Raw genomic sequence first — 19,081 nt, 5'->3', positions numbered from 1 at the left:
AACTCAACTTTCGCACACAGATATTGTCAGACATCCCTTGATGTAATTGGGTAAAGACGCAATCCATTCTTGTACTTTACTTTTAAATAATTCCATGTTCAAACAAACATTAGCTTCTGCTAATGTTTGGAAGATCGCTAATAATTGATTCAATGCACTCTCTAGATTCATATCTTTTACATCTTCACATAATAGAAAAAAGAGATTTCCAATCGTTTTAGGATCGTTGTTTTGTCTACGCTCCCACTCTAAGAGTATAAAGCGAGTAAACACAATCGTTGTATGACTAATCAACAGATCATACGAACGACCTTGAAATTCTTTTGCTAGGTTAAGCAATGATTTGGTACACTTGAAAAATGTTTCGATGTCCCAGCGCATCCCGTAAATACGCACAATTTCTTCATCTGAAAGTGTGGTATCTGTACTCAAAATGGCTAACCATTCACTCTTTTTATTGCGGTTACGCACGAATACAATCTTGACTTGTCGTCCTTTTGCAAGATGAACATGGATCGAACCGAGTAGGTCTTTCTTTTCCATGGTACGCTTTGCTTTTTTAAAGAGTTCATCCAGAGTATGGGCTTCACCATCTATGAAATAACGTTGTTTTAGCTGCTTGACCATACCAATGACAAATAAACCTTTATCCGTGATTTTTTCAATCAAAGGCTCATGCGTAAACCAAGTATCCATTAACACATAATCAGCTGTAATTCCTGCATTTAAGGCATGATCCAATAAAGCAGAGACAACGCTTGGCTTATCTTGTTGTGCTTCAAGACGACGCTTGTAGCCGGAAGTGCGTTTATCAATGGATTCATCGACCCCGTTAAGTTGATTTTCCTTTTTCGCTGAACTCAATAAAGCAAAGTCTACAGGTAGAAAAGAATATCCATCAGACCAACCAAGAGTAAGCAACTGAAACCCCTTATAGAATCGTTTCTCTGTATGATCAAATACTCGTGAAAGAAGTTCAACAGACTTGCTTCGGTTGCGTGAAAAGAGTGAATCATCAACAATAAACACCTTCACTCTGTTGTTTGATGTAAGCTTTTTTATACGTCCAGTAAGATCTTGACATAAGGAAAGTAAAAAAGTTCGCCAAGCATAAGTAGATGAATTTAGAAAACGGTAGATTGTATCTTTTTTAGGTAAGTCCACGGCTTTCTTACTTTGAAGTGCTTGAAACCAATTTTTATATTGGAAAACAAGCAAAAAAATAAGACGGAAAATAGATAAGCATGAATAACCAAATCCCTTAGTAATTCTCGCTTTTCTCAAATGTTTGCCTATATTTAATTCAGAAAATCTTCGTTCAAGTTCTTTTGGTAGTTGTGCAAAAGTATCTTTTTTCGTTATCATAATGATGACACCTTCTTTGGTATTTGGTTTGATCACCATAATTTTACCAAAAGATAGGTGTCTTTTTCTTTTAAAAAAATAAAATCAATAAAAAACAAGAGAAATAATGAAAGACGATATAAAACAGTCATATCAAGAGTTGCAATAAGATATTACTCTGCGAAAGTTGAGTTAATAAAAATATTGGAAAAACAATGATAACCATAAAAAGTATTAAGATCAGACTTAAGATATACTTACTTTTTACGATATCTGCTTTATTAATTGGCAGTGTATTGACAAATCGATTCCAATGACTTGTTTCGTCGTTGGAAAGGGTGATATTGATTAAAGTCATGGATAAAACCGTAAGAAAAATAAGTAACATTCCCGTATCACCCAAAAAGAAAGAAGCGATGACAAAAAGCGTTATGAGCATTAACAAAGAGTTTTTTTGGTTAAGTATGACGTACAAATCTTTTAAAATCAGTGCTTTCATACATAAGCTCCTTTCACAAAAAATAACATGATGTCTTCTATAGACGGTTTATCGAGATGGAAAGCTTTGTTCACTTCTTTTCGATTCACTAAAATTTCTATTCCGAATGCATTTTTTCTCATGCGCACTTTTGCATGTTCAGGCAATTCCTTCGATTGCTCCACCGTTCCTTTCCATATTCCGTAGTCATACAACAGTTCATCTTTATTTTTGCTAAAGACGATTTCCCCTTCATGAATAAACGTAATATAGTCAGCAATCTTTTCTAAGTCAGATGTAATGTGGGTGGAGAATAAAATGCTGTTGTCCTCGTCCTGCATAAATTCCATAAAAAGATCGAGAATTTCATCCCGCACAATCGGATCTAATCCGCTCGTCGGTTCATCTAAAATTAATAATTTTGGATGATGGGCAAGAGCCATAGCAATGGACAGTTTCATCCGCATCCCACGGGAAAGCTGTTTAATTGGCTTTTTAATAGGTATTTTGAAGCGCTTTAATAGTTCTACGTAGTAAGCTTCATCCCAATTAGCATAAATTTTTTCTAATATGTGATTGATTTGAGTTGCATTTAATGTTTCAGGTACATATAAATCATCAAAAACGACGCCAATTTGCTCCTTGATGGCTATATCATGTTCAACATGATCAAGTCCAAATAGTTTAACTTCACCACTATCCTTTTGAAGCAGGTTTAAAAGGCATTTTATGGTTGATGTTTTTCCGGCACCATTTTCTCCAACAAATCCCATAATTGTACCAGTTGGTAACTGGAAAGAAACATCGACTAATTGAAATTGAGGAAACTTTTTTCTTAAATTTGCGACTTCAATTGCATACGTCATTCCAATTCCTCCTCTATTAACAATGAAAGTAAATCCAATAATTCTTTTCCATGTATTCCTGAAATCTTCGCAATTTGAACGGCTTTATTTAAGTGATCTTCCACTTGCCGAAGCAATTCTTCCCGCAAAAACTCCTGATTTCGTTCCGCAACAAAACTTCCCTTCCCAGCAAAAGTAACGATAAATCCATCCCGTTCTAAATCGGAATACGCTCTCTTTGTCGTCATAACGCTAATTTTTAATTCTCTCGCTAGATTGCGAATAGAAGGCAATGGATCACCAGGTGTTAATTTTCCCGTAATAATTGCTTGTTTAATTTGTTCTGTAATTTGTTCATAAATTGGTTTATCGCTTGCATTACTAAGTTTAATATCCACGGAGTCACCACCATTCTGATTTACAACTGTATATATACAGTATATACAGTTATAACAGATTGTCAACAATAAAACTTTTAAACTTGATGGGCACCTAACGGATTTTTCATGCATATAGTACTAATAAGCTCATGGAGGAGGGAAATGATGCTATTATCAGAGCTTGCTGAAAAGGAATTAATCGAAATGGAAAATGGAGTTCGTTACGGCTATCTATCTGAGACGGAATGCATCTTTGATCCTAAAACAGGAAAAATTTTAGGGTTTGAATTAATAGAACCTTCCCGTTTACCGTTCCAGAAAAAAAAATCAACGACGGCATTATTTATTCCTTGGGAAGAAATACATCTCATTGGGGAAGACCGTATTTTATTTCGAAAAACAACGAGTACAAGAAGGCATTATGACCAATGACGAACGAAAAATGGCTTGTAATTGGAACGGATGAGCGATTGAAAATTCTTGCAAAAATGTTATCAAATCCAGAGAGGACTGTTTACTACAAAAGCAAAACAAATTGGGATCATGAACTAAACCATCTTTCGTTATCTATACAACCGGACTATGTCGTATTACCAATCCAGCCACTAAAAGTGGAAGTACCTGCTGTTTTAGGTATAACGAATGCGACTATTTTTAGTGGGAAGACAAATGAAGAATGGAAAGAAATTTTAAATGAAAATCAAATTTACTATTATTTAGAGGATGAAGAGTTTATTTGGCAAAATGCTCTTCTTACAGCAGAAGCTTTTGTAGCAACTTTCTATAATACGAAACATGCGATTTCTGGAAAAAGATTTATTATTACTGGATTTGGTCGTGTAGCAAAAACGCTTGGACATTTATTGAGATGTATTGGGGCTGAAGTGGTTATTGCTGTAAGGTCGGATGTTCAATTGAATGAAGCGAAAGCTTTCCGTTTCGAATCTGTATATTTAGCTGATGTGGGAGAAATAGAAGCGGATTATTTTATTAATACAATTCCTGCTAGATGGCTAGATGCAAGTGTGAAAGAAAAAATTAACATGCCGATTTATGATTTAGCTTCCTACCCAGGTTGCTTAAAAGATGATGTAGAACGTGATCATTATGAATTATTACCAGCATTACCTGGGAAATATTTCCCGCATGATGCGGCGAAAATTTTGTATAATTCGATTGTTGGCCAATTAAGGAGGAGAAAATCTTGCTGAAAGGTAAAAGAATTGGGCTTGGCATTACCGCTTCCCATTGCACATATGAGGATGTCGTACCAAAAATAAAAGATCTTCGCGATGCAGGTGCGACAGTCATTCCGATTGTAACCCATTCGGTATTAACAGCTGTCACACGCTTCGGAACAGGAGAGGAATGGGTGAAAAAAATTGAGGAACTATCTGGTGAAAAGGTAGTTTCCACTATTGTAGAAGCAGAACCGTTTGGACCAAAAAATCCTCTGGATTGTATGGTCATTGCGCCAATGACAGGAAATTCCATCAGTAAATTCGCCAATGCTGCGACTGACAGCCCTGTGCTAATGGCTGCAAAAGCAACTTTAAGAAACGGAAATCCTGTAGTATTAGGAATTTCTACAAATGATGCGCTAGGTTTAAATGGTGTCAACATTATGAAACTATTAAACTCAAAAAACATTTACTTTATTCCTTTCGGGCAAGATGATCCATTTAATAAACCAACTTCATTAATTGCAGATTTCACAAAAATGGTAGATACTGTCGTGCATGCAATTTACTACAAAAAGCAGCTTCAACCGTTATTTATTCAGTACCATAAAGAAAATTAATTTTTATCACACAATTCAGTAAAATTGTGATAAAATTTTCATCATTATATAAGGATTATATGGTTTAAATGTATTAGGAGGAGATTTATAGAATGTCGAAGCTATTAACAGTAGCGATTGTAGGTGCAACAGGTGCAGTCGGTACAAAAATGAAAGAACAATTACTAAAAAGAAATTTTCCAATTAAAGATATAAAGTTTTTAGCCTCTGCCAAATCTGCAGGAAAAGAAATAGAATTTGGCGGAAAAATGTACAAAATTGAGGAAGCTACTCCTGAAGCTTTCGAAGGGGTAGATGTGGCGCTATTTTCTGCAGGAGGGTCTGTTTCCGCAAAACTTGCTCCTGAGGCGGTAAAACGTGGAGCGGTTGTAATTGATAATACAAGTCATTTCCGTATGGATCCGGATGTGCCTTTAGTGGTGCCGGAAGTCAATCGCGAAGACTTAAAGAAACATAATGGAATCATCGCTAATCCAAACTGTTCAACAATTCAAATGGTTGTAGCATTGCAACCTATTCGACAAAAATTAGGTTTAAAGAGAATTATCGTTTCCACTTATCAAGCAGTTTCTGGTTCAGGGATGTCTGCCATCGAAGAACTTCGCGAACAAAGCAAGTATTGGGATGACAGAAAAGATATAGAAGCGAAGGTATTACCAGTAAAATCTGAAACTAAACATTATCCAATTGCTTATAATGTTCTCCCTCAAATCGATGTGTTCACAGAAAATGGATTTACTAAAGAAGAAATGAAAATGATTAACGAAACAAAAAAGATTATGCATTTACCAAATTTACATGTGGCAGCAACATGTGTACGTGTACCGGTTGTGAACGGTCACTCTGAATCTGTGTATATCGAAGTTGAAAAAGAGGCAAGTGTACAAGATATCTATAATATTTTAAAAGACGCACCTGGCGTTGTGTTGCAAGACGATTTAAATAATCAAGTTTATCCAATGCCTCTTTATACTGAAGGGGAAGACCCAGTGTATGTAGGAAGAATTCGAAAAGATTTATATCATCCAAACGGTTTCCACCTATGGGTTGTCGCAGATAACCTGTTGAAAGGAGCTGCCTTAAACTCAATCCAAATCGCTGAAGCAATGCTAGAGGATAACTTACTATAAGGGGTGTTAGATTTGGATTTAGGTAGAATCGCTACTGCCATGGTTACACCGTTTCAAGAAAATGGTGATATTGACTTTGAGGCGGTGGAGAGACTCATTGAATATCTTCTTGCGAATGGAACCGATTCGATTGTCGTTTGTGGAACAACTGGAGAATCACCTACTCTATCAACTGAAGAAAAACTTCAGTTGATTCGGTTTACGGTTGAAAAGGTGAACAAACGGGTGCCTGTCATTGCAGGAACAGGCTCCAATAATACGAAACAAACAATTGAGCTAACTAAAAAAATAGAGAGCCTCGGAGTTGACGGGGTTATGTTGGTGGCTCCCTACTACAATAAACCTAATCAAAAAGGACTTTATGCACATTTTGAGGCAGTAGCAGAAGAAACAACATTACCAATTGTTGTGTATAATGTGCCAGGGCGCACGAGTTCGAATATTGAAGCAGCCACAACAATTGCATTAAGTAAAATACCTAATATCCAAGTCGTAAAAGAAGCGAGCGGTAATTTAGATCAAATATCTGAAATACTAGCAAATACTCATGATAAATTTCTCGTTTATAGCGGAGACGATGCGTTAACACTACCGCTGTTGGCAATTGGAGGTCGAGGTGTCATATCCGTTGCTTCGCATATCGTTGGAAACGAAATGCAGGCGATGATTCAAGCTTTTGAAGAAGGAAGACACGCATTTGCAGCGAAAATGCATCAAACGCTATTACCTTTGTTTAAGCAACTCTTTAAAAACCCAAATCCGGTTCCGATAAAATACGCAATGAGTAAAGTTGGTTTCCATATTGAAAAAGTTCGATTGCCTTTAGTCGAGATGACTGATGAAGAAAAACAAGAATTTGATCATGTTTGGGAACAAGTGAAGCAAAATATTTGAAGCCTGCTCTCCAAACAATTCTTTTTGAGTTGTTTGGGTGATAGGCTTTTTTTATTTTTAAAATTTACAATATCGAAATACCATTTTTTATTTGTACTTCCTCCCCTCTCACCGTATAATGATAAATAAGTGGTTGTGCGTTCGGGATAATATTAGGAGGAAAGATTGTGATAAAAACAAAAAATGAAGTAATCCGAATCATCCCACTTGGAGGCGTGGGAGAAATCGGGAAATCCATGTACGTTATTGAAATCGATGACGAAGTCTTTATTGTCGATAGCGGTTTAATGTTTCCAGAAGATGAAATGCTTGGTATTGACATCGTCATCCCTGACTTTACTTATTTGGAAGAAAACAAAGATCGGATTAAAGGAATATTTCTTACTCATGGTCATGAAGATGCAATTGGTTCTATTGCCTATGTATTGCAAAAAATTAATGCACCTGTGTACGGATCGAAATTAACAATTGCTCTTGCTAAGGAACATTTGAAAGAATTACCTGCTCCACATCAAGTGAAATTCTTCGAAGTAACAAACAAAAGTCGCATGAACTTTCAATCGACTTATGTAACCTTCTTCCATACAACACATAGCATTCCTGACTCTTTAGGAATTGTGTTCCATACTTCTGAAGGGGCAATTGTGCACACAGGAGAATTTAAATTTGACCAATCTGCAAAAGGAAAATTTAAACCAGATCTTGCCAAAATGGCTCAATTAGGTGAAGAAGGAGTATTTATTTTACTTTCAGAATCAACAGAAGCAGAGCGACCAGGGTATACGACGAGTGAAACGGTAATTGAGGAAAGGTTAGCGAAATTCTTCCATTCTGCACCTGCTCGTATCATTGTTGCAGTATATGCTTCAAATTTTATCCGCATTCAACAAGTATTTAACCAGGCACAAAAATCAAATCGTAAAGTAGCTATCGTTGGGAAAAGCCTCGAAAAAGTCATCGATATTGGAGTAAAACTTGGATATTTATCCATAGACGAAAACACATTAATTCCTGTTTCAGAAATTAATCAATATGAAGATGATGAATTAATTATTATTGTGACAAGCAATCAAGGAGAACCTTTAGATGCCCTTGATAAAATTGTACGAAAACAACATCGCGATATTCGAATAAAAGAAACAGATACTGTATTAATTACTTTCACGCCGTCACCAGGAATGGAAGTGCAGATGTCAAATGCCATGAACAATCTTGCGAAAGCTGGTGCAACGGTATTGGCAGCCGATAAAAAAGTCCATGTATCTGGGCACGGTAGCCAAGAAGATTTAAAACTAATGTTAAACTTAATGAAACCAAAATATTTTATCCCGATCCAAGGCGAATACCGAATGTTAATTGCACATTCCAAATTAGCACAGCAAGTTGGAATTGATAAATCGCGCATTTTTATTGCGGATAAAGGCGATGTTGTGGAATATCGAAATGGTAAAATGCGCATAAGCGGCCGCGTACAAGCAGGAAATGTCCTTATTGACGGAAGCGGTATCGGTGACGTTGGAAATATCGTTTTGCGTGACAGAAAACTGCTCTCCCAAGACGGTATATTCATCGTTGTCGTAACCTTAAACCGTGCCCAAAAGCGAATTGCTTCAGGACCAGAAATTATTTCTCGCGGATTTGTTTACGTTCGTGAATCTGAAGAACTAATTTCAGAAGCGACGGAAATTGCCCGTGAATGTATAGAAAAATATGTAAGCAAAGACACGTTCGAATGGACAAATATTAAACAAGAAATCCGAGAAACGTTAAATGCTTATTTATTCCAAAAAACAAAACGACGACCAATGATAATCCCGATTATTATGGAATATTAAGCTAGACTAGATAAGACAGGATTTTCTTCACCGTACAGCGGTTAAGGAAATCCTGTTTCTCATACTGATGATTGTTTCTTGTAGAGTAGGTGAACAATATGGCAAGGAAGAAAACGAAAGCAAAAACAAAAGCAAAGGCTGGCATTTCTCCCCTTTATTTTGAAATCATCGGATTAATTTTAATTGGCTTTGCCATCATCATCTTTTTTGAATATGGTTTTGTAGGCCGAATGGTTCAAAGTATTTCGATGTTTTTTTTCGGTAATCTTTACTTCGCAGTCCCAACATTCCTCTTTTTATTCGCAATATTATTGATGGTTAAGCGAGAAAAAATCCCATTTACCGATCGCGTTTTACTCGGTGCGATGATGATGATTTTCAGTTTATCCATTTTTAGTCATAGTGTTTTGTTTGATGAATTATATAAGCGGGATGCGTTGGAATCTCAATCAGTATTGAAAGAAACTTGGCGAATAATGATTAGTGATGAGGGCATTCAAAATAGAAGCAATGCGCTTGGCGGTGGAATGATTGGTGCGTTTTTGTTTAGTATGTTTCACATTTTATTTGGTGCAACTGGAGCGAAAGTAGTAGCAATTCTATTATTTTTCATTGGAATTGTTTTAGTCACAGGAAAAGCTTTTGTACCGATGATTGCTGAAAAAATTCCAAACTTCAAATTAAAATTGCCGAAAAAGAAAAAACGTAAACGCCGTTCATTAAATAAAGACGAGAATAAGCGAAAACGAACGAAATCTGAAGAGCAAACAGCATTAAAAGAGATGGCGGCAACAAGTGAAGAATCGGTTCCATTATTGTTAGTGGAAGATGATGAAGATGATGAACCAATCATTTCTGATTTTACTCAAAATATTCAAAAAGAGCAGAAACTAGCGCAAGAAGTACAAGAAGACGATATACAGGATACAATTGAAGATACAATTCAACAATCCGTTGAAAACAACGTGGAAAATCAAGATTACCGGTTGCCGCCTATGACTTTATTAAATGTCCCTCCAGAGCATGATCAAAGCGGCGAATATTCTATCATTCAAGCGAACGCAAAAAAACTTGAGCAAACGCTTTTAAGTTTTGGCGTAAAGGCAAAAGTAGTGCAAGTTCATTTAGGTCCAGCCGTAACAAAATATGAAGTGATGCCAGACGTTGGAGTAAAAGTTAGTCGAATTGTCAATTTACAAGATGACTTAGCTCTTGCACTTGCAGCAAAAGATATTCGAATGGAAGCGCCGATTCCAGGAAAATCAGCCATCGGTATCGAAGTGCCAAATAGTGAAGTGGCAGTTGTAACGCTGAGAGAAGTTTTAGAGTCAAAAGAAAATAACAAACCGGATGCTAAACTGTTGATTGGATTTGGTCGAGATATTGCTGGACAAGCAATCTTAGCTGAATTAAATAAAATGCCTCACTTGCTTGTTGCAGGTTCAACCGGAAGTGGGAAAAGTGTATGTATTAACGGCATCATCATCTCGATTTTAATGCGAGCAAAACCACATGAAGTGAAAATGATGTTAATTGACCCGAAAATGGTTGAGCTCAATGTTTATAATGGAATTCCACATTTGTTAGCGCCTGTTGTTACGAACCCGAAAAAAGCCTCACAAGCCTTGCAAAAGGTTGTGAGTGAAATGGAAAGACGTTACGATTTATTCTCTCATACTGGAACGAGAAATATAAAAGGGTACAACAGCTACGTAGAGCGCTACAACAAAGAGCATGAAGAGCAATTATCAAAATTACCTTATATCGTTGTCATTATTGACGAGTTAGCAGATTTAATGATGGTAGCTTCCCACGATGTGGAAGATGCCATTACGAGACTTGCACAAATGGCTCGTGCAGCAGGAATTCACTTAATTATCGCAACTCAACGGCCTTCTGTTGATGTCATTACTGGAGTCATCAAAGCAAATATCCCATCTCGAATTGCCTTCGCTGTATCAAGTACTGTCGATTCAAGAACTATTCTTGATACAGGCGGAGCAGAGCGCCTCTTAGGTCGAGGGGATATGTTGTTTATGCCAGCAGGTACTTCCAAACCAATACGTGTTCAAGGGGCATTTGTTTCTGATGAGGAAGTACAAGCGGTAGTAGATTATGTCATTGCTCAACAAAAAGCCCAATATGATGAAACGATGATTCCAACTGATGAACCAGATGATCAATCTTTTGAAGAAGAAACAGACGAGCTTTATGATGAAGCGGTGAAATTAGTGGTGGAAATGCAATCTGCATCCATTTCTATGCTGCAACGTCGTTTTCGAATTGGTTATTCCCGCGCAGCAAGAATTGTTGACCAAATGGAAGCTCGCGGTGTAGTTGGCCCACCTGATGGCAGCCGTCCAAGACAAGTATTAATCTCGAGTATACAGGAATAATAAGCGATTCATTCAATGCTCTCTATTAGGATGACGGATTCAATCGTTGACCTAATCGAGAGCGTTTTTTATCTTATTCTTCATTGTGAAAACTAGTAGGATACATTACGACAACAAATGCTGAAGAAATTGTTCTTTTACGTTTAACCATTCTTCCTTTGTAATACTATACATGACCGTATGTCGAATGCTTCCATCTCTTCGAATCATATGATTTCGAAAAACTCCTTCTTTTACTGCTCCAATTCGTTCAATTGCTTTTTGGGATCGTATATTTTGATGACCTGTCTTTAGTTGAACCCGATTTAACTTTAATTGTTCAAAGCAATACGTAAGTAACAAAAACTTGCAATTTGTATTAATCGGCGTACGCCATACAGAAGGATTGATCCATGTGTTACCAATTTCTAATCTTTTATGCTCCAGCGATATATCTAAAAAGGAAGTGCAACCCACAATTTTGTTTGTTTTTTTATCGATGATGACAAACATATAGGAAACTTTTAAATTGCGTTCAGCAATTGCGTTTTTAACATATTGTTCAACTGCTTTTTTCGTCGTTAAAGATACTTGCATATGTTCCCAAATACGCTCATCTCTTCCAGCTTCCGCAATAGATTCAATATCGGTTAATTCAACTGGACGAAGTAAGACAATATCGTTTTCTAGTATTATATTTTTCATTTGAACAACCTCCTTTATTGCTATTAAAAGCTTCATTTGATACTTTTGAAATAACCAAATTCTGAATTTTTTATCATACCAGGAGGTTGAAATGGAGTTACAATTTCAGTTTCCCGAGACGACGCCAAAATATATTGCGATATATGAACAGCTAAAAGAAAAAATCATTACGAAACAACTTAGGGCTAATGAAAAATTACCTTCAAAAAGAAAGCTTGCAGAGCAATTGAACATTAGCATTCAAACTGTACAAAACGCGTATGAACAATTGCTAAGTGAAGGATACATTTATAGTGTAGAACGCTCAGGCTATTTTATTTCAGAATATAATGGTGATTGGTGTCACATAGTTGTAAAAGATAAACCTTCGATTGAATTGATTGAGGAGAACTCAATCTATAATTTAAAAAATGGGCAAGTAGATGCAGAGGCTTTTCCATACAAGGTATGGCAAAAACTATATAAAACTCAATTACAAAAATTCCCTGCACACGCTAGTCCTTGGCAAGGTGAAAGAACGTTGCGTAAAAATATTGCAAATTATTTACACATCGCTAGAGGAATTGAATGTGAACCTGAACAAATCTTTGTTTTTAGTGGTACACAGCAACAGTTACAAGCATTATGCATCTTTTTTGGCAACATTCCAGTTGCAATTGAAGAGCCTGGATTTTATAGAGCAAATATTATTTTTCAACAAATGAAATATAACATTGAATATGTAAGAACTGATCATTACGGTGCCACCATCCCAACGAACAGAGTAAAATTATACTATGTGACTCCTGCTCATCAGTTTCCGTTAGGGGCCGTTATGCCAATTGAGCGAAAAGCTCAATTACTTCAATGGGCACAGGCAACAAATGCCTATATTATTGAGGATGATTACGATGCAGAATTTCGTTATAAAGGGTTGCCCATTCCTCCACTAGCTAATATGGATCAGCTACAGCGCGTCATTTATTTCGGTACTTTTTCAAAAACCCTTTTACCATCGATTCGCATGAGCTATATGGTGCTGCCAATTTCCCTTGCTGTTGATTTCCAAAACTTTTATCAGCATCAAAAATCAACTGTGTCGAGAATTGATCAACTTGTTGTGGCTGAATTTATGGAATCTGGTTATTTTGTAAAACATATTGAAAAAATGCGCACACTGTATAGAAAAAAATGGAAAACATTAATAGAAGCATTACAAGTTTATTTAACGGATGAATATAAAATTTTCGGCGATACAGCAGGACTGCATATCGTCATACAATTACCTCCATGGTTATCTGAGAAACGTGCTGTACAAATTGCTCTTGAAAAAGGAATTGATATTGATCCGGTCTCAAAATATTATCAAACAACTACACCTCAAAACCTAGTCATGATAGGATTTGGTGCCATCCCTTTAGAAAAGATTCATCCTGTCATACAAACATTAGCTGATGGTTGGTTACAATCGCGGTAATGGAAGAATCTACTATACTACAATCTTCAAAAAATTCTTCATTAAGCCATATGTAATGCTAAAAGGAAAATTTTCTATTAAAATGAAAATGTTGTACATAAACTGTTCCTTTGCATGTATAGTAGTAATAGTAGTTAATTGGGTATATTTCTGAATAATAAACGAGCCTCTTGAGAAAATTATTTTTATGAGGCATATACACAATATATGGGAAGTCAGGAGGAATTTTTTTGTTTCAAACGACGAAATTAGCGGAGGGCGTTTCGCTACATATAAGAAAAACGACACAATTTAAGACGGTGAATTTCTCTTTTAAGTTTAGGACACCTTTAACGACAAAAGTGGCAGCTGAGCGAGCTGTTCTTTCAAACGTATTACAACATAGCAATGAGCGGTATAAAAAATCAGCAGAGTTTCGCAGTTATTTAGATGATTTATATGGTACGATGCTTTATTTCGACGTATCGAAACGCGGTGCGGAACATACTGTAGTGTTGAACGTAGAAACGGTAAATGATCAATATTTATCGAATCATCCTGTTTTAAATGATGTGATTGGCTTATTACAAACAGTTATTTTCCATCCAAATATGGAAAACGGACAATTTGTTCCATCGATCGTCGAACGGGAGAAACAAATTGTTATCCAACGAATTGAATCAATTTTTGACGATAAAACTCGCTATGCTCAACAACGGTTAACACAAATTTTACGTCCGAATCATCCTGCATCTATTCCAGCAAGCGGCTCAATTGAAGCGGTAAAGGAAGTAACTCCGGAGTCGCTGACAGAGGCTTATTATTCCATGATTCATAACGACAAAATTGACATATACGTAGCAGGAGATATCGACACGGAAGAAATTCAAGAAAAAATGAAAAAAGCTTTCCAGTTTAAAGATCGAACTCCTCAACAACTAAATTACAATGAGGAATCAAAACCTGAGAAAGATTATGTAAAAGAGTTTCAAGATATGAAGCAAGGGAAGCTGCATATTGGCTTTAGCACACCGGTGAAATTTGGCGATCCAGATTTTCCTAAAATGCAAATTTTCAACGGTGTATTTGGCGGATATGCCCACTCGAAACTATTTATGAATGTCCGTGAGCGTGAAAGTTTAGCATATTACGCTTCCAGTTCCTATTCGCCTCATTACGGTCTACTTTTCGTTGTTTCAGGAATTGAACCAAGCAACGAGAAAAAGGCAATTGATATTATTTTTGAACAGTTAGAAGACATGAAAAAAGGAAATATTTCCGATTTAGAATTGAATCAAACGCGGGCGATGTTGACAAATCAATTGAGAGAAGCGTTGGATTTAGCTCGTGGTCAAATTGATATATTTGATCAATATAAAGATTTAGATGAAGAATTTTCTGTAGAATTGTGGAAGGAACGTTGGAATAAAGTGACAAAAGATGATTTAAAACAAATGGCATCTCAAATTCAACATGAAGCAACATATTTCTTATGCGGAAAGGAGGCGAAATAATGGAAACGATTGAATTTCAACAATTAGATGAAACGTTATATTATAAAAAATTATCCAATGGACTTGATGTATATATATTGCCAAAAAAGGGATTCTCTAAAACTTTCGTAACTTTTACTACAAAATATGGATCCATTGATCGTACCTTTACGCCAATCGGAGAATCGGAGCGTATCACAGTTCCAGATGGCATCGCCCATTTTCTTGAACATAAAATGTTTGAAAAAGAAGAAGGCGATGTATTCCAAAAGTTCAGTGAAAGAGGAGCGTCTGCAAACGCATTTACTTCTTTTACAAGAACAGCTTATTTATTTTCTGCAACGGATAATATTTTCGAAAATACGGAAACATTGTTAGACTTCGTGCAACAACCGTATTTTACTGAAAAAACGGTAGAAAAAGAAAAAGGAATTATTGGGCAAGAAATCACAATGTATGATGACCAACCGGATTGGCGACTGTATTTTGGTGCAATTGAAAATATGTATCACAATCATCCTGTAAAAATTGATATCGCTGGAACGATTGAATCCATTGATCAAATTACAGCTGAACATTTATATACTTGCTATAATACGTTTTATCATCCTTCCAACATGTTGTTATTTATTGTTGGAAATGTGGATCCAAAAGAAATGATGAATTTTATTGAAGAAAACCAAAATAAAAAGTCCTTTAAAGAAGCACCTGAAATTGATCGCTATTTTGAAGAAGAACCACTTGATGTTGCAGTAAAAGAGCGAGAAATCAAAATGGATGTTCAACAGCCGAAAGTGTATGTCGGACTGAAAGCGAAGGAGACAAATTTGAGTGGGGAAGAAATGCTCAAACATGAACTCGCTGTACAAATTGGTTTAGAATGTTTATTTGGTCGAGCATCCGAATTTTATACAGATGTTTACGAAAACGGATTAATTGATGAGTCCTTTGCTTACGATTTTACTTTAGAGAAGGGATTTGGATTCGCTTTAGTCGGCTCAGATTCACCGGATCCTGATGCACTCGTCGAAAAAATATTGCATACCGTTAATCATGCAAACAAAATTTTCAATGAAGAGGCGATTGAACGTATAAAACGAAAAAAAATCGGCTTCTTCTTAAGAGCGTTAAATTCTTTAGAATATATTGCAAACCAATTTACAAGATATAAATTTAATGATATGAATTTGTTTGATGCAGTTCCTGTAATTGAAAAAATCACATTGGAAGATGTGAAAGAAGCTTTTCAATCCATTCAAGGCGAATCTCAACAAACGACATTCAAAATTTTACCGACAAGGAGCCCGCAATGAAAAAATTTGCACTTGTAATTGGAGCTTCCGGTGCAATCGGTAGTGCGATTGTAAAGCGTCTAGCTAAAGATGGCTGGTCGCTTTATTTGCATTATTTTAAAAATCGTGAAAAAGTGGAGCATTTAGTAGAGGATTTGAATACTGCTTATCCTCACTTGGAATTCATCCCGGTACAAGCGGATTTCTCCGTTGATGATGGGGCAGAACAATTGGTCAATCAAATTTATTCTATTCAAGCGGTCATTTTTGCAGGTGGTACCGCATATTATGGTCTACTTGAAGATACCCCTTCAAGCGTTATCGATCAACTATGGAAAGAGCATGTACAAAACCCCATTCGACTTGTTGCACTTTTATCAAAAAAATTGCGTCAACATGATATTAGTTATATTATGTTTATCGGTTCTATTTGGGGAGAAGCTGGAGCTGCTTATGAAACTGTGTATGCCACAGTAAAAGGTGCTCAACATGCTTTCGTGAAAGCATATGCAAAAGAAGCAGCCTATCAAGGGATTTTAGTAAATGCGATTGCACCTGGTATCATCAATACGGAAATGAATTATCATTTGTCGGAAGAAGAAAAACAGGAAATTTATAATGAGATTCCACTTCATCGCATGGGGGAACCTGAGGAAGTTGCGAATATGGTCTCCTTTTACATTAGTGGACAGGCAGATTATGTCACAGGCCAAATTATACGTTTAAATGGTGGTTGGTACATATAATGAACGTTGCTTGTCCATACTAATGATGAAAAGGAGGAGATAATATGGAAATATTACAAAACTGGGAACGATGGAAATCATTTCTTGGACAACAAGTAGAAAATGCAAAAAATATGGGCTTGTCTGATAACACAATTGAAAAAACAGCGGTCCAAATCGGCGAATATTTAGCGAAAAATGTTGACCCAAAAAATGAACAAGAGAGAGTACTCGCCGATCTATGGTCAGTAGCTAGTGAAAAAGAAAAACATGCACTAGCAAGCTGTGTTATGAAATTAGTCCAAAACAGAAACATTAACTAATGATGGAAACTTTTTTGGTTGTTACTTTTTAACTAAACTATTCATATCATCATCTTGAATAGTATTTTGTTTCCTTTCCGTATGTGTATTTAAAAGGAAAAAGGGGGAAATTTCCTCCTTTTTCTTCATTCCAATTCATCAAAAATTAATGAGTCGTAAAAAGATGAATAATTTTGTCCAATTTAGCATAATTTTGTCGCATTCTAACTTTTCAATACATATAAAATCAGATATGATGAAACTTGTAGGTCATTATTTTCGTTAGAAATAAGGGGACGGTTGTAAATGGGTGAATGGTATTTTGAATATGAAATTCAAGTAAATCGTCCAGGATTGTTAGGTGATATTGCCTCTCTACTTGGTATGCTTAAAGTGAACATTGTAACTATTAATGGTGTAGACGAAGGCCGTCGAGGTTTGTTGTTAAAATCCGAAAATGAGGAATCCATTAGACGTTTTCAATCGATTGTCAACACAATTGATGATATCCGCGTCACAAAATTGCGTGAGCCAAAAGTTCGAGATCGTTTAGCTGTTCGCCATGGTCAATATATTGAAAGAGACGCAGATGAAAAAAATACTTTTCGTTTTGTTCGAGATGAACTAGGAATTTTAGTTGACTTCATGGCTGAATTATTTAAAACCGAGGGACATAAGTTAATCGGAATTCGTGGAATGCCTCGAGTAGGCAAGACAGAATCAATTGTTGCAGCGAGTGTCTGTGCTAATAAAAAATGGATATTTTTATCCTCTACTATGATTAAACAAACGATTCGAAAACAATTAATGGGAGATGAATTTAATACAAATAATATTTTTATTCTCGATGGAGTCGTTTCTAGAATGACGACAGATGAAAGGCATTTGCAACTTGTGCGTGAAGTAATGAAAATGCCTAGTGTAAAAGTAATAGAACATCCAGATATCTTTGTAAAACACTCCGAATATAACATTGAAGATTTTGATTATATTATCGAATTACGCCATCATCCAGATGAAGAAATCGTTTATGATGCCATTGAGAAGAATGACACTTTTGCCAATGGGGACTTTTTCTCATTTTAATAATATTAAATAAAGTAGGTGTTATGGTTGACAGAGCTCGGTACTCGCCTAAAAGAAGCGAGATTGTCTAAAGGATATAGTTTAGATGATTTACAAGAGATTACGAAAATACAAAAAAGGTATTTAGTCGGCATTGAAGAAGGAAATTATTCTATTATGCCGGGTACCTTTTACGTACGAGCATTTATCAAGCAATATGCTGAAGCAGTTGGACTCGATCCAGATGAAATTTTTGAGGAATTTAAAAACGAAATTCCTAGTCATCAAACGGAGGAAGTAGCACAATCATTCTCCCAAAGTCCAACTCGTAAAAAATTAAAAACAACATCCACAAATAAATTAATGGAATCTTTGCCTAAATATGTTGTTGCCTTATTTATTATCATCATCATTGCTGTCCTTTGGTTCTTTTTCTCTCAAAGGCCATCAGCTCCAGAAGAACAAGTAACAGAAAATAATACTGAGCCAATTGAATATGAGCAAACAAATGTTGATAATCCTCCAGCAAAGGACGAAAATAAGGCTGGAAATGAGGAAGAGCCTAATAATCAACCAATTGTAGATGAGCAAGAAGATGATGAACAACAAACGCAAGTCATTTCAGAGGGACAAGTGCAACCGGATGGGGTTTCGACTGTTTACGAATTATCAGGAACAGACAAAATGCAAATCCGGGTTGAAGTTTCTGGTGATACTTGGGTAAGCATTCGCGATGCAAATGGTAATGAACAAGTGGATGATCGTGTCTATAAACAAGGAGAAGTAGTAGAACACGATTCATCTGCGAACGGATATGCCCGCATAAGACTTGGTTTCTCTGAAAATGCAAAAGTGTTTGTGAACGATGAAGAAATTCAATACGTTCAAAACTTGAGCGCTCAAAATATCATTATTAAATTTAGCGAGGAACAGTAGTCATCTATTATAGATGACTATTTTCTTTCGCATGAAAGGTTGTAGT

18 protein-coding genes are annotated in these 19,081 nt (G+C 36.1%); 14 read left to right on the top strand and 4 right to left on the bottom strand.

Annotation, left to right across the window (positions count from 1 at the left end; all coding sequences use genetic code 11):
• Positions 1-3 precede the first annotated feature (3 nt).
• The 3 genes from NSQ18_RS02305 to NSQ18_RS02295 form a co-directional block, all read right to left on the bottom strand.
• Complete coding sequence (locus NSQ18_RS02305) at positions 4-1,365, bottom strand: transposase (RefSeq protein ID WP_096550531.1); 1,362 nt, start codon at positions 1,363-1,365, stop codon at positions 4-6.
• A gap of 474 nt (positions 1,366-1,839) precedes the next feature.
• Positions 1,840-2,688: an ABC transporter ATP-binding protein gene (locus NSQ18_RS02300; RefSeq protein WP_016836809.1), complete on the bottom strand. Its 849-nt coding sequence runs from the start codon at positions 2,686-2,688 to the stop codon at positions 1,840-1,842.
• Positions 2,685-3,065 (bottom strand): GntR family transcriptional regulator, encoded by a 381-nt coding sequence (locus tag NSQ18_RS02295; protein WP_016836810.1) that lies wholly within the window; start codon positions 3,063-3,065, stop codon positions 2,685-2,687. Before NSQ18_RS02295 ends, NSQ18_RS02300 begins: the two co-directional genes overlap by 4 nt.
• Before the next feature lie 147 nt (positions 3,066-3,212).
• Here NSQ18_RS02295 and NSQ18_RS02290 point away from each other — a divergent pair, with 147 nt between their 5' ends.
• From NSQ18_RS02290 to NSQ18_RS02260, 7 genes are all read left to right on the top strand, one after another.
• Positions 3,213-3,479 carry a YlmC/YmxH family sporulation protein gene (locus tag NSQ18_RS02290; RefSeq protein ID WP_016836811.1) on the top strand — a complete coding sequence of 89 codons (267 nt, stop codon included), beginning with the start codon at positions 3,213-3,215 and terminating at the stop codon, positions 3,477-3,479.
• Positions 3,476-4,258, top strand: a complete 783-nt coding sequence (locus NSQ18_RS02285; RefSeq protein ID WP_339288832.1) for a dipicolinate synthase subunit A — start codon at positions 3,476-3,478, stop codon at positions 4,256-4,258. The genes NSQ18_RS02290 and NSQ18_RS02285 overlap by 4 nt, the downstream gene beginning before the upstream one ends.
• On the top strand, positions 4,252-4,848 hold the full coding sequence (locus NSQ18_RS02280) for a dipicolinate synthase subunit B (protein ID WP_016836813.1): 597 nt from the start codon (positions 4,252-4,254) through the stop codon (positions 4,846-4,848). Before NSQ18_RS02285 ends, NSQ18_RS02280 begins: the two co-directional genes overlap by 7 nt.
• 92 nt (positions 4,849-4,940) lie before the next feature.
• Positions 4,941-5,978: an aspartate-semialdehyde dehydrogenase gene (locus NSQ18_RS02275; protein WP_016836814.1), complete on the top strand. Its 1,038-nt coding sequence runs from the start codon at positions 4,941-4,943 to the stop codon at positions 5,976-5,978.
• A gap of 12 nt (positions 5,979-5,990) precedes the next feature.
• Positions 5,991-6,872, top strand: coding sequence for a 4-hydroxy-tetrahydrodipicolinate synthase (dapA, locus tag NSQ18_RS02270; protein ID WP_016836815.1), 882 nt, complete (start codon positions 5,991-5,993; stop codon positions 6,870-6,872).
• A 167-nt stretch (positions 6,873-7,039) separates the two neighbouring features.
• On the top strand, positions 7,040-8,707 hold the full coding sequence (locus tag NSQ18_RS02265) for a ribonuclease J (RefSeq protein ID WP_016836816.1): 1,668 nt from the start codon (positions 7,040-7,042) through the stop codon (positions 8,705-8,707).
• 98 nt (positions 8,708-8,805) lie between these two features.
• Positions 8,806-11,103: a DNA translocase FtsK gene (locus NSQ18_RS02260; protein WP_016836817.1), complete on the top strand. Its 2,298-nt coding sequence runs from the start codon at positions 8,806-8,808 to the stop codon at positions 11,101-11,103.
• Between the two features lie 105 nt (positions 11,104-11,208).
• Here NSQ18_RS02260 and NSQ18_RS02255 read toward each other — a convergent pair whose 3' ends face one another.
• Positions 11,209-11,787 carry a GNAT family protein gene (locus NSQ18_RS02255; protein ID WP_096550699.1) on the bottom strand — a complete coding sequence of 193 codons (579 nt, stop codon included), beginning with the start codon at positions 11,785-11,787 and terminating at the stop codon, positions 11,209-11,211.
• 91 nt (positions 11,788-11,878) lie between these two features.
• Here NSQ18_RS02255 and NSQ18_RS02250 point away from each other — a divergent pair, with 91 nt between their 5' ends.
• The 7 genes from NSQ18_RS02250 (at position 11,879) to NSQ18_RS02220 (ending at position 19,035) form a co-directional block, all read left to right on the top strand.
• Positions 11,879-13,243 (top strand): PLP-dependent aminotransferase family protein, encoded by a 1,365-nt coding sequence (locus NSQ18_RS02250; protein ID WP_168411720.1) that lies wholly within the window; start codon positions 11,879-11,881, stop codon positions 13,241-13,243.
• A 230-nt stretch (positions 13,244-13,473) separates the two neighbouring features.
• The gene (locus NSQ18_RS02245; protein WP_168411721.1) at positions 13,474-14,736 is read left to right on the top strand and encodes a pitrilysin family protein; all 1,263 of its coding nucleotides are present in this window, start codon (positions 13,474-13,476) and stop codon (positions 14,734-14,736) included.
• Entirely contained in the window at positions 14,736-16,028 is a 1,293-nt protein-coding gene (locus NSQ18_RS02240; protein ID WP_016836821.1) for a pitrilysin family protein, read from the top strand. The genes NSQ18_RS02245 and NSQ18_RS02240 overlap by 1 nt, the downstream gene beginning before the upstream one ends.
• Positions 16,025-16,753 (top strand): SDR family oxidoreductase, encoded by a 729-nt coding sequence (locus tag NSQ18_RS02235; protein WP_339288825.1) that lies wholly within the window; start codon positions 16,025-16,027, stop codon positions 16,751-16,753. Before NSQ18_RS02240 ends, NSQ18_RS02235 begins: the two co-directional genes overlap by 4 nt.
• A 44-nt stretch (positions 16,754-16,797) precedes the next feature.
• The gene (locus NSQ18_RS02230) at positions 16,798-17,055 is read left to right on the top strand and encodes a DUF3243 domain-containing protein (RefSeq protein ID WP_016836823.1); all 258 of its coding nucleotides are present in this window, start codon (positions 16,798-16,800) and stop codon (positions 17,053-17,055) included.
• Between the two features lie 285 nt (positions 17,056-17,340).
• On the top strand, positions 17,341-18,120 hold the full coding sequence (locus tag NSQ18_RS02225) for a DUF3388 domain-containing protein (protein WP_016836824.1): 780 nt from the start codon (positions 17,341-17,343) through the stop codon (positions 18,118-18,120).
• Between the two features lie 18 nt (positions 18,121-18,138).
• Positions 18,139-19,035, top strand: a complete 897-nt coding sequence (locus NSQ18_RS02220; protein WP_184656202.1) for a RodZ family helix-turn-helix domain-containing protein — start codon at positions 18,139-18,141, stop codon at positions 19,033-19,035.
• Positions 19,036-19,081: the final 46 nt, after the last annotated feature.

The sequence above is a fragment of the Ureibacillus sp. FSL K6-0786 genome (assembly GCF_037965165.1).
GTDB classification, from domain to species: domain Bacteria; phylum Bacillota; class Bacilli; order Bacillales_A; family Planococcaceae; genus Ureibacillus; species Ureibacillus thermosphaericus.
The sequence above is the reverse complement of the archived record's forward strand: the minus strand, read 5'-3'. Positions and strand labels throughout refer to the sequence as shown.

What these genes read in the sequence shown, in the direction of transcription:
- NSQ18_RS02235 (WP_339288825.1), top strand. Translation starts at nt 16,025, where the DNA reads ATGAAAAAATTTGCACTTGTAATTGGAGCTTCCGGTGCAATCGGTAGT.
- NSQ18_RS02290 (WP_016836811.1), top strand. Translation starts at nt 3,213, where the DNA reads ATGCTATTATCAGAGCTTGCTGAAAAGGAATTAATCGAAATGGAAAAT.
- NSQ18_RS02305 (WP_096550531.1), bottom strand. Translation starts at nt 1,365, where the DNA reads ATGATAACGAAAAAAGATACTTTTGCACAACTACCAAAAGAACTTGAA.
- NSQ18_RS02260 (WP_016836817.1), top strand. Translation starts at nt 8,806, where the DNA reads ATGGCAAGGAAGAAAACGAAAGCAAAAACAAAAGCAAAGGCTGGCATT.
- NSQ18_RS02250 (WP_168411720.1), top strand. Translation starts at nt 11,879, where the DNA reads ATGGAGTTACAATTTCAGTTTCCCGAGACGACGCCAAAATATATTGCG.
- NSQ18_RS02240 (WP_016836821.1), top strand. Translation starts at nt 14,736, where the DNA reads ATGGAAACGATTGAATTTCAACAATTAGATGAAACGTTATATTATAAA.
- NSQ18_RS02275 (WP_016836814.1), top strand. Translation starts at nt 4,941, where the DNA reads ATGTCGAAGCTATTAACAGTAGCGATTGTAGGTGCAACAGGTGCAGTC.
- NSQ18_RS02300 (WP_016836809.1), bottom strand. Translation starts at nt 2,688, where the DNA reads ATGACGTATGCAATTGAAGTCGCAAATTTAAGAAAAAAGTTTCCTCAA.
- NSQ18_RS02225 (WP_016836824.1), top strand. Translation starts at nt 17,341, where the DNA reads ATGGGTGAATGGTATTTTGAATATGAAATTCAAGTAAATCGTCCAGGA.
- NSQ18_RS02255 (WP_096550699.1), bottom strand. Translation starts at nt 11,787, where the DNA reads ATGAAAAATATAATACTAGAAAACGATATTGTCTTACTTCGTCCAGTT.
- NSQ18_RS02285 (WP_339288832.1), top strand. Translation starts at nt 3,476, where the DNA reads ATGACGAACGAAAAATGGCTTGTAATTGGAACGGATGAGCGATTGAAA.
- NSQ18_RS02230 (WP_016836823.1), top strand. Translation starts at nt 16,798, where the DNA reads ATGGAAATATTACAAAACTGGGAACGATGGAAATCATTTCTTGGACAA.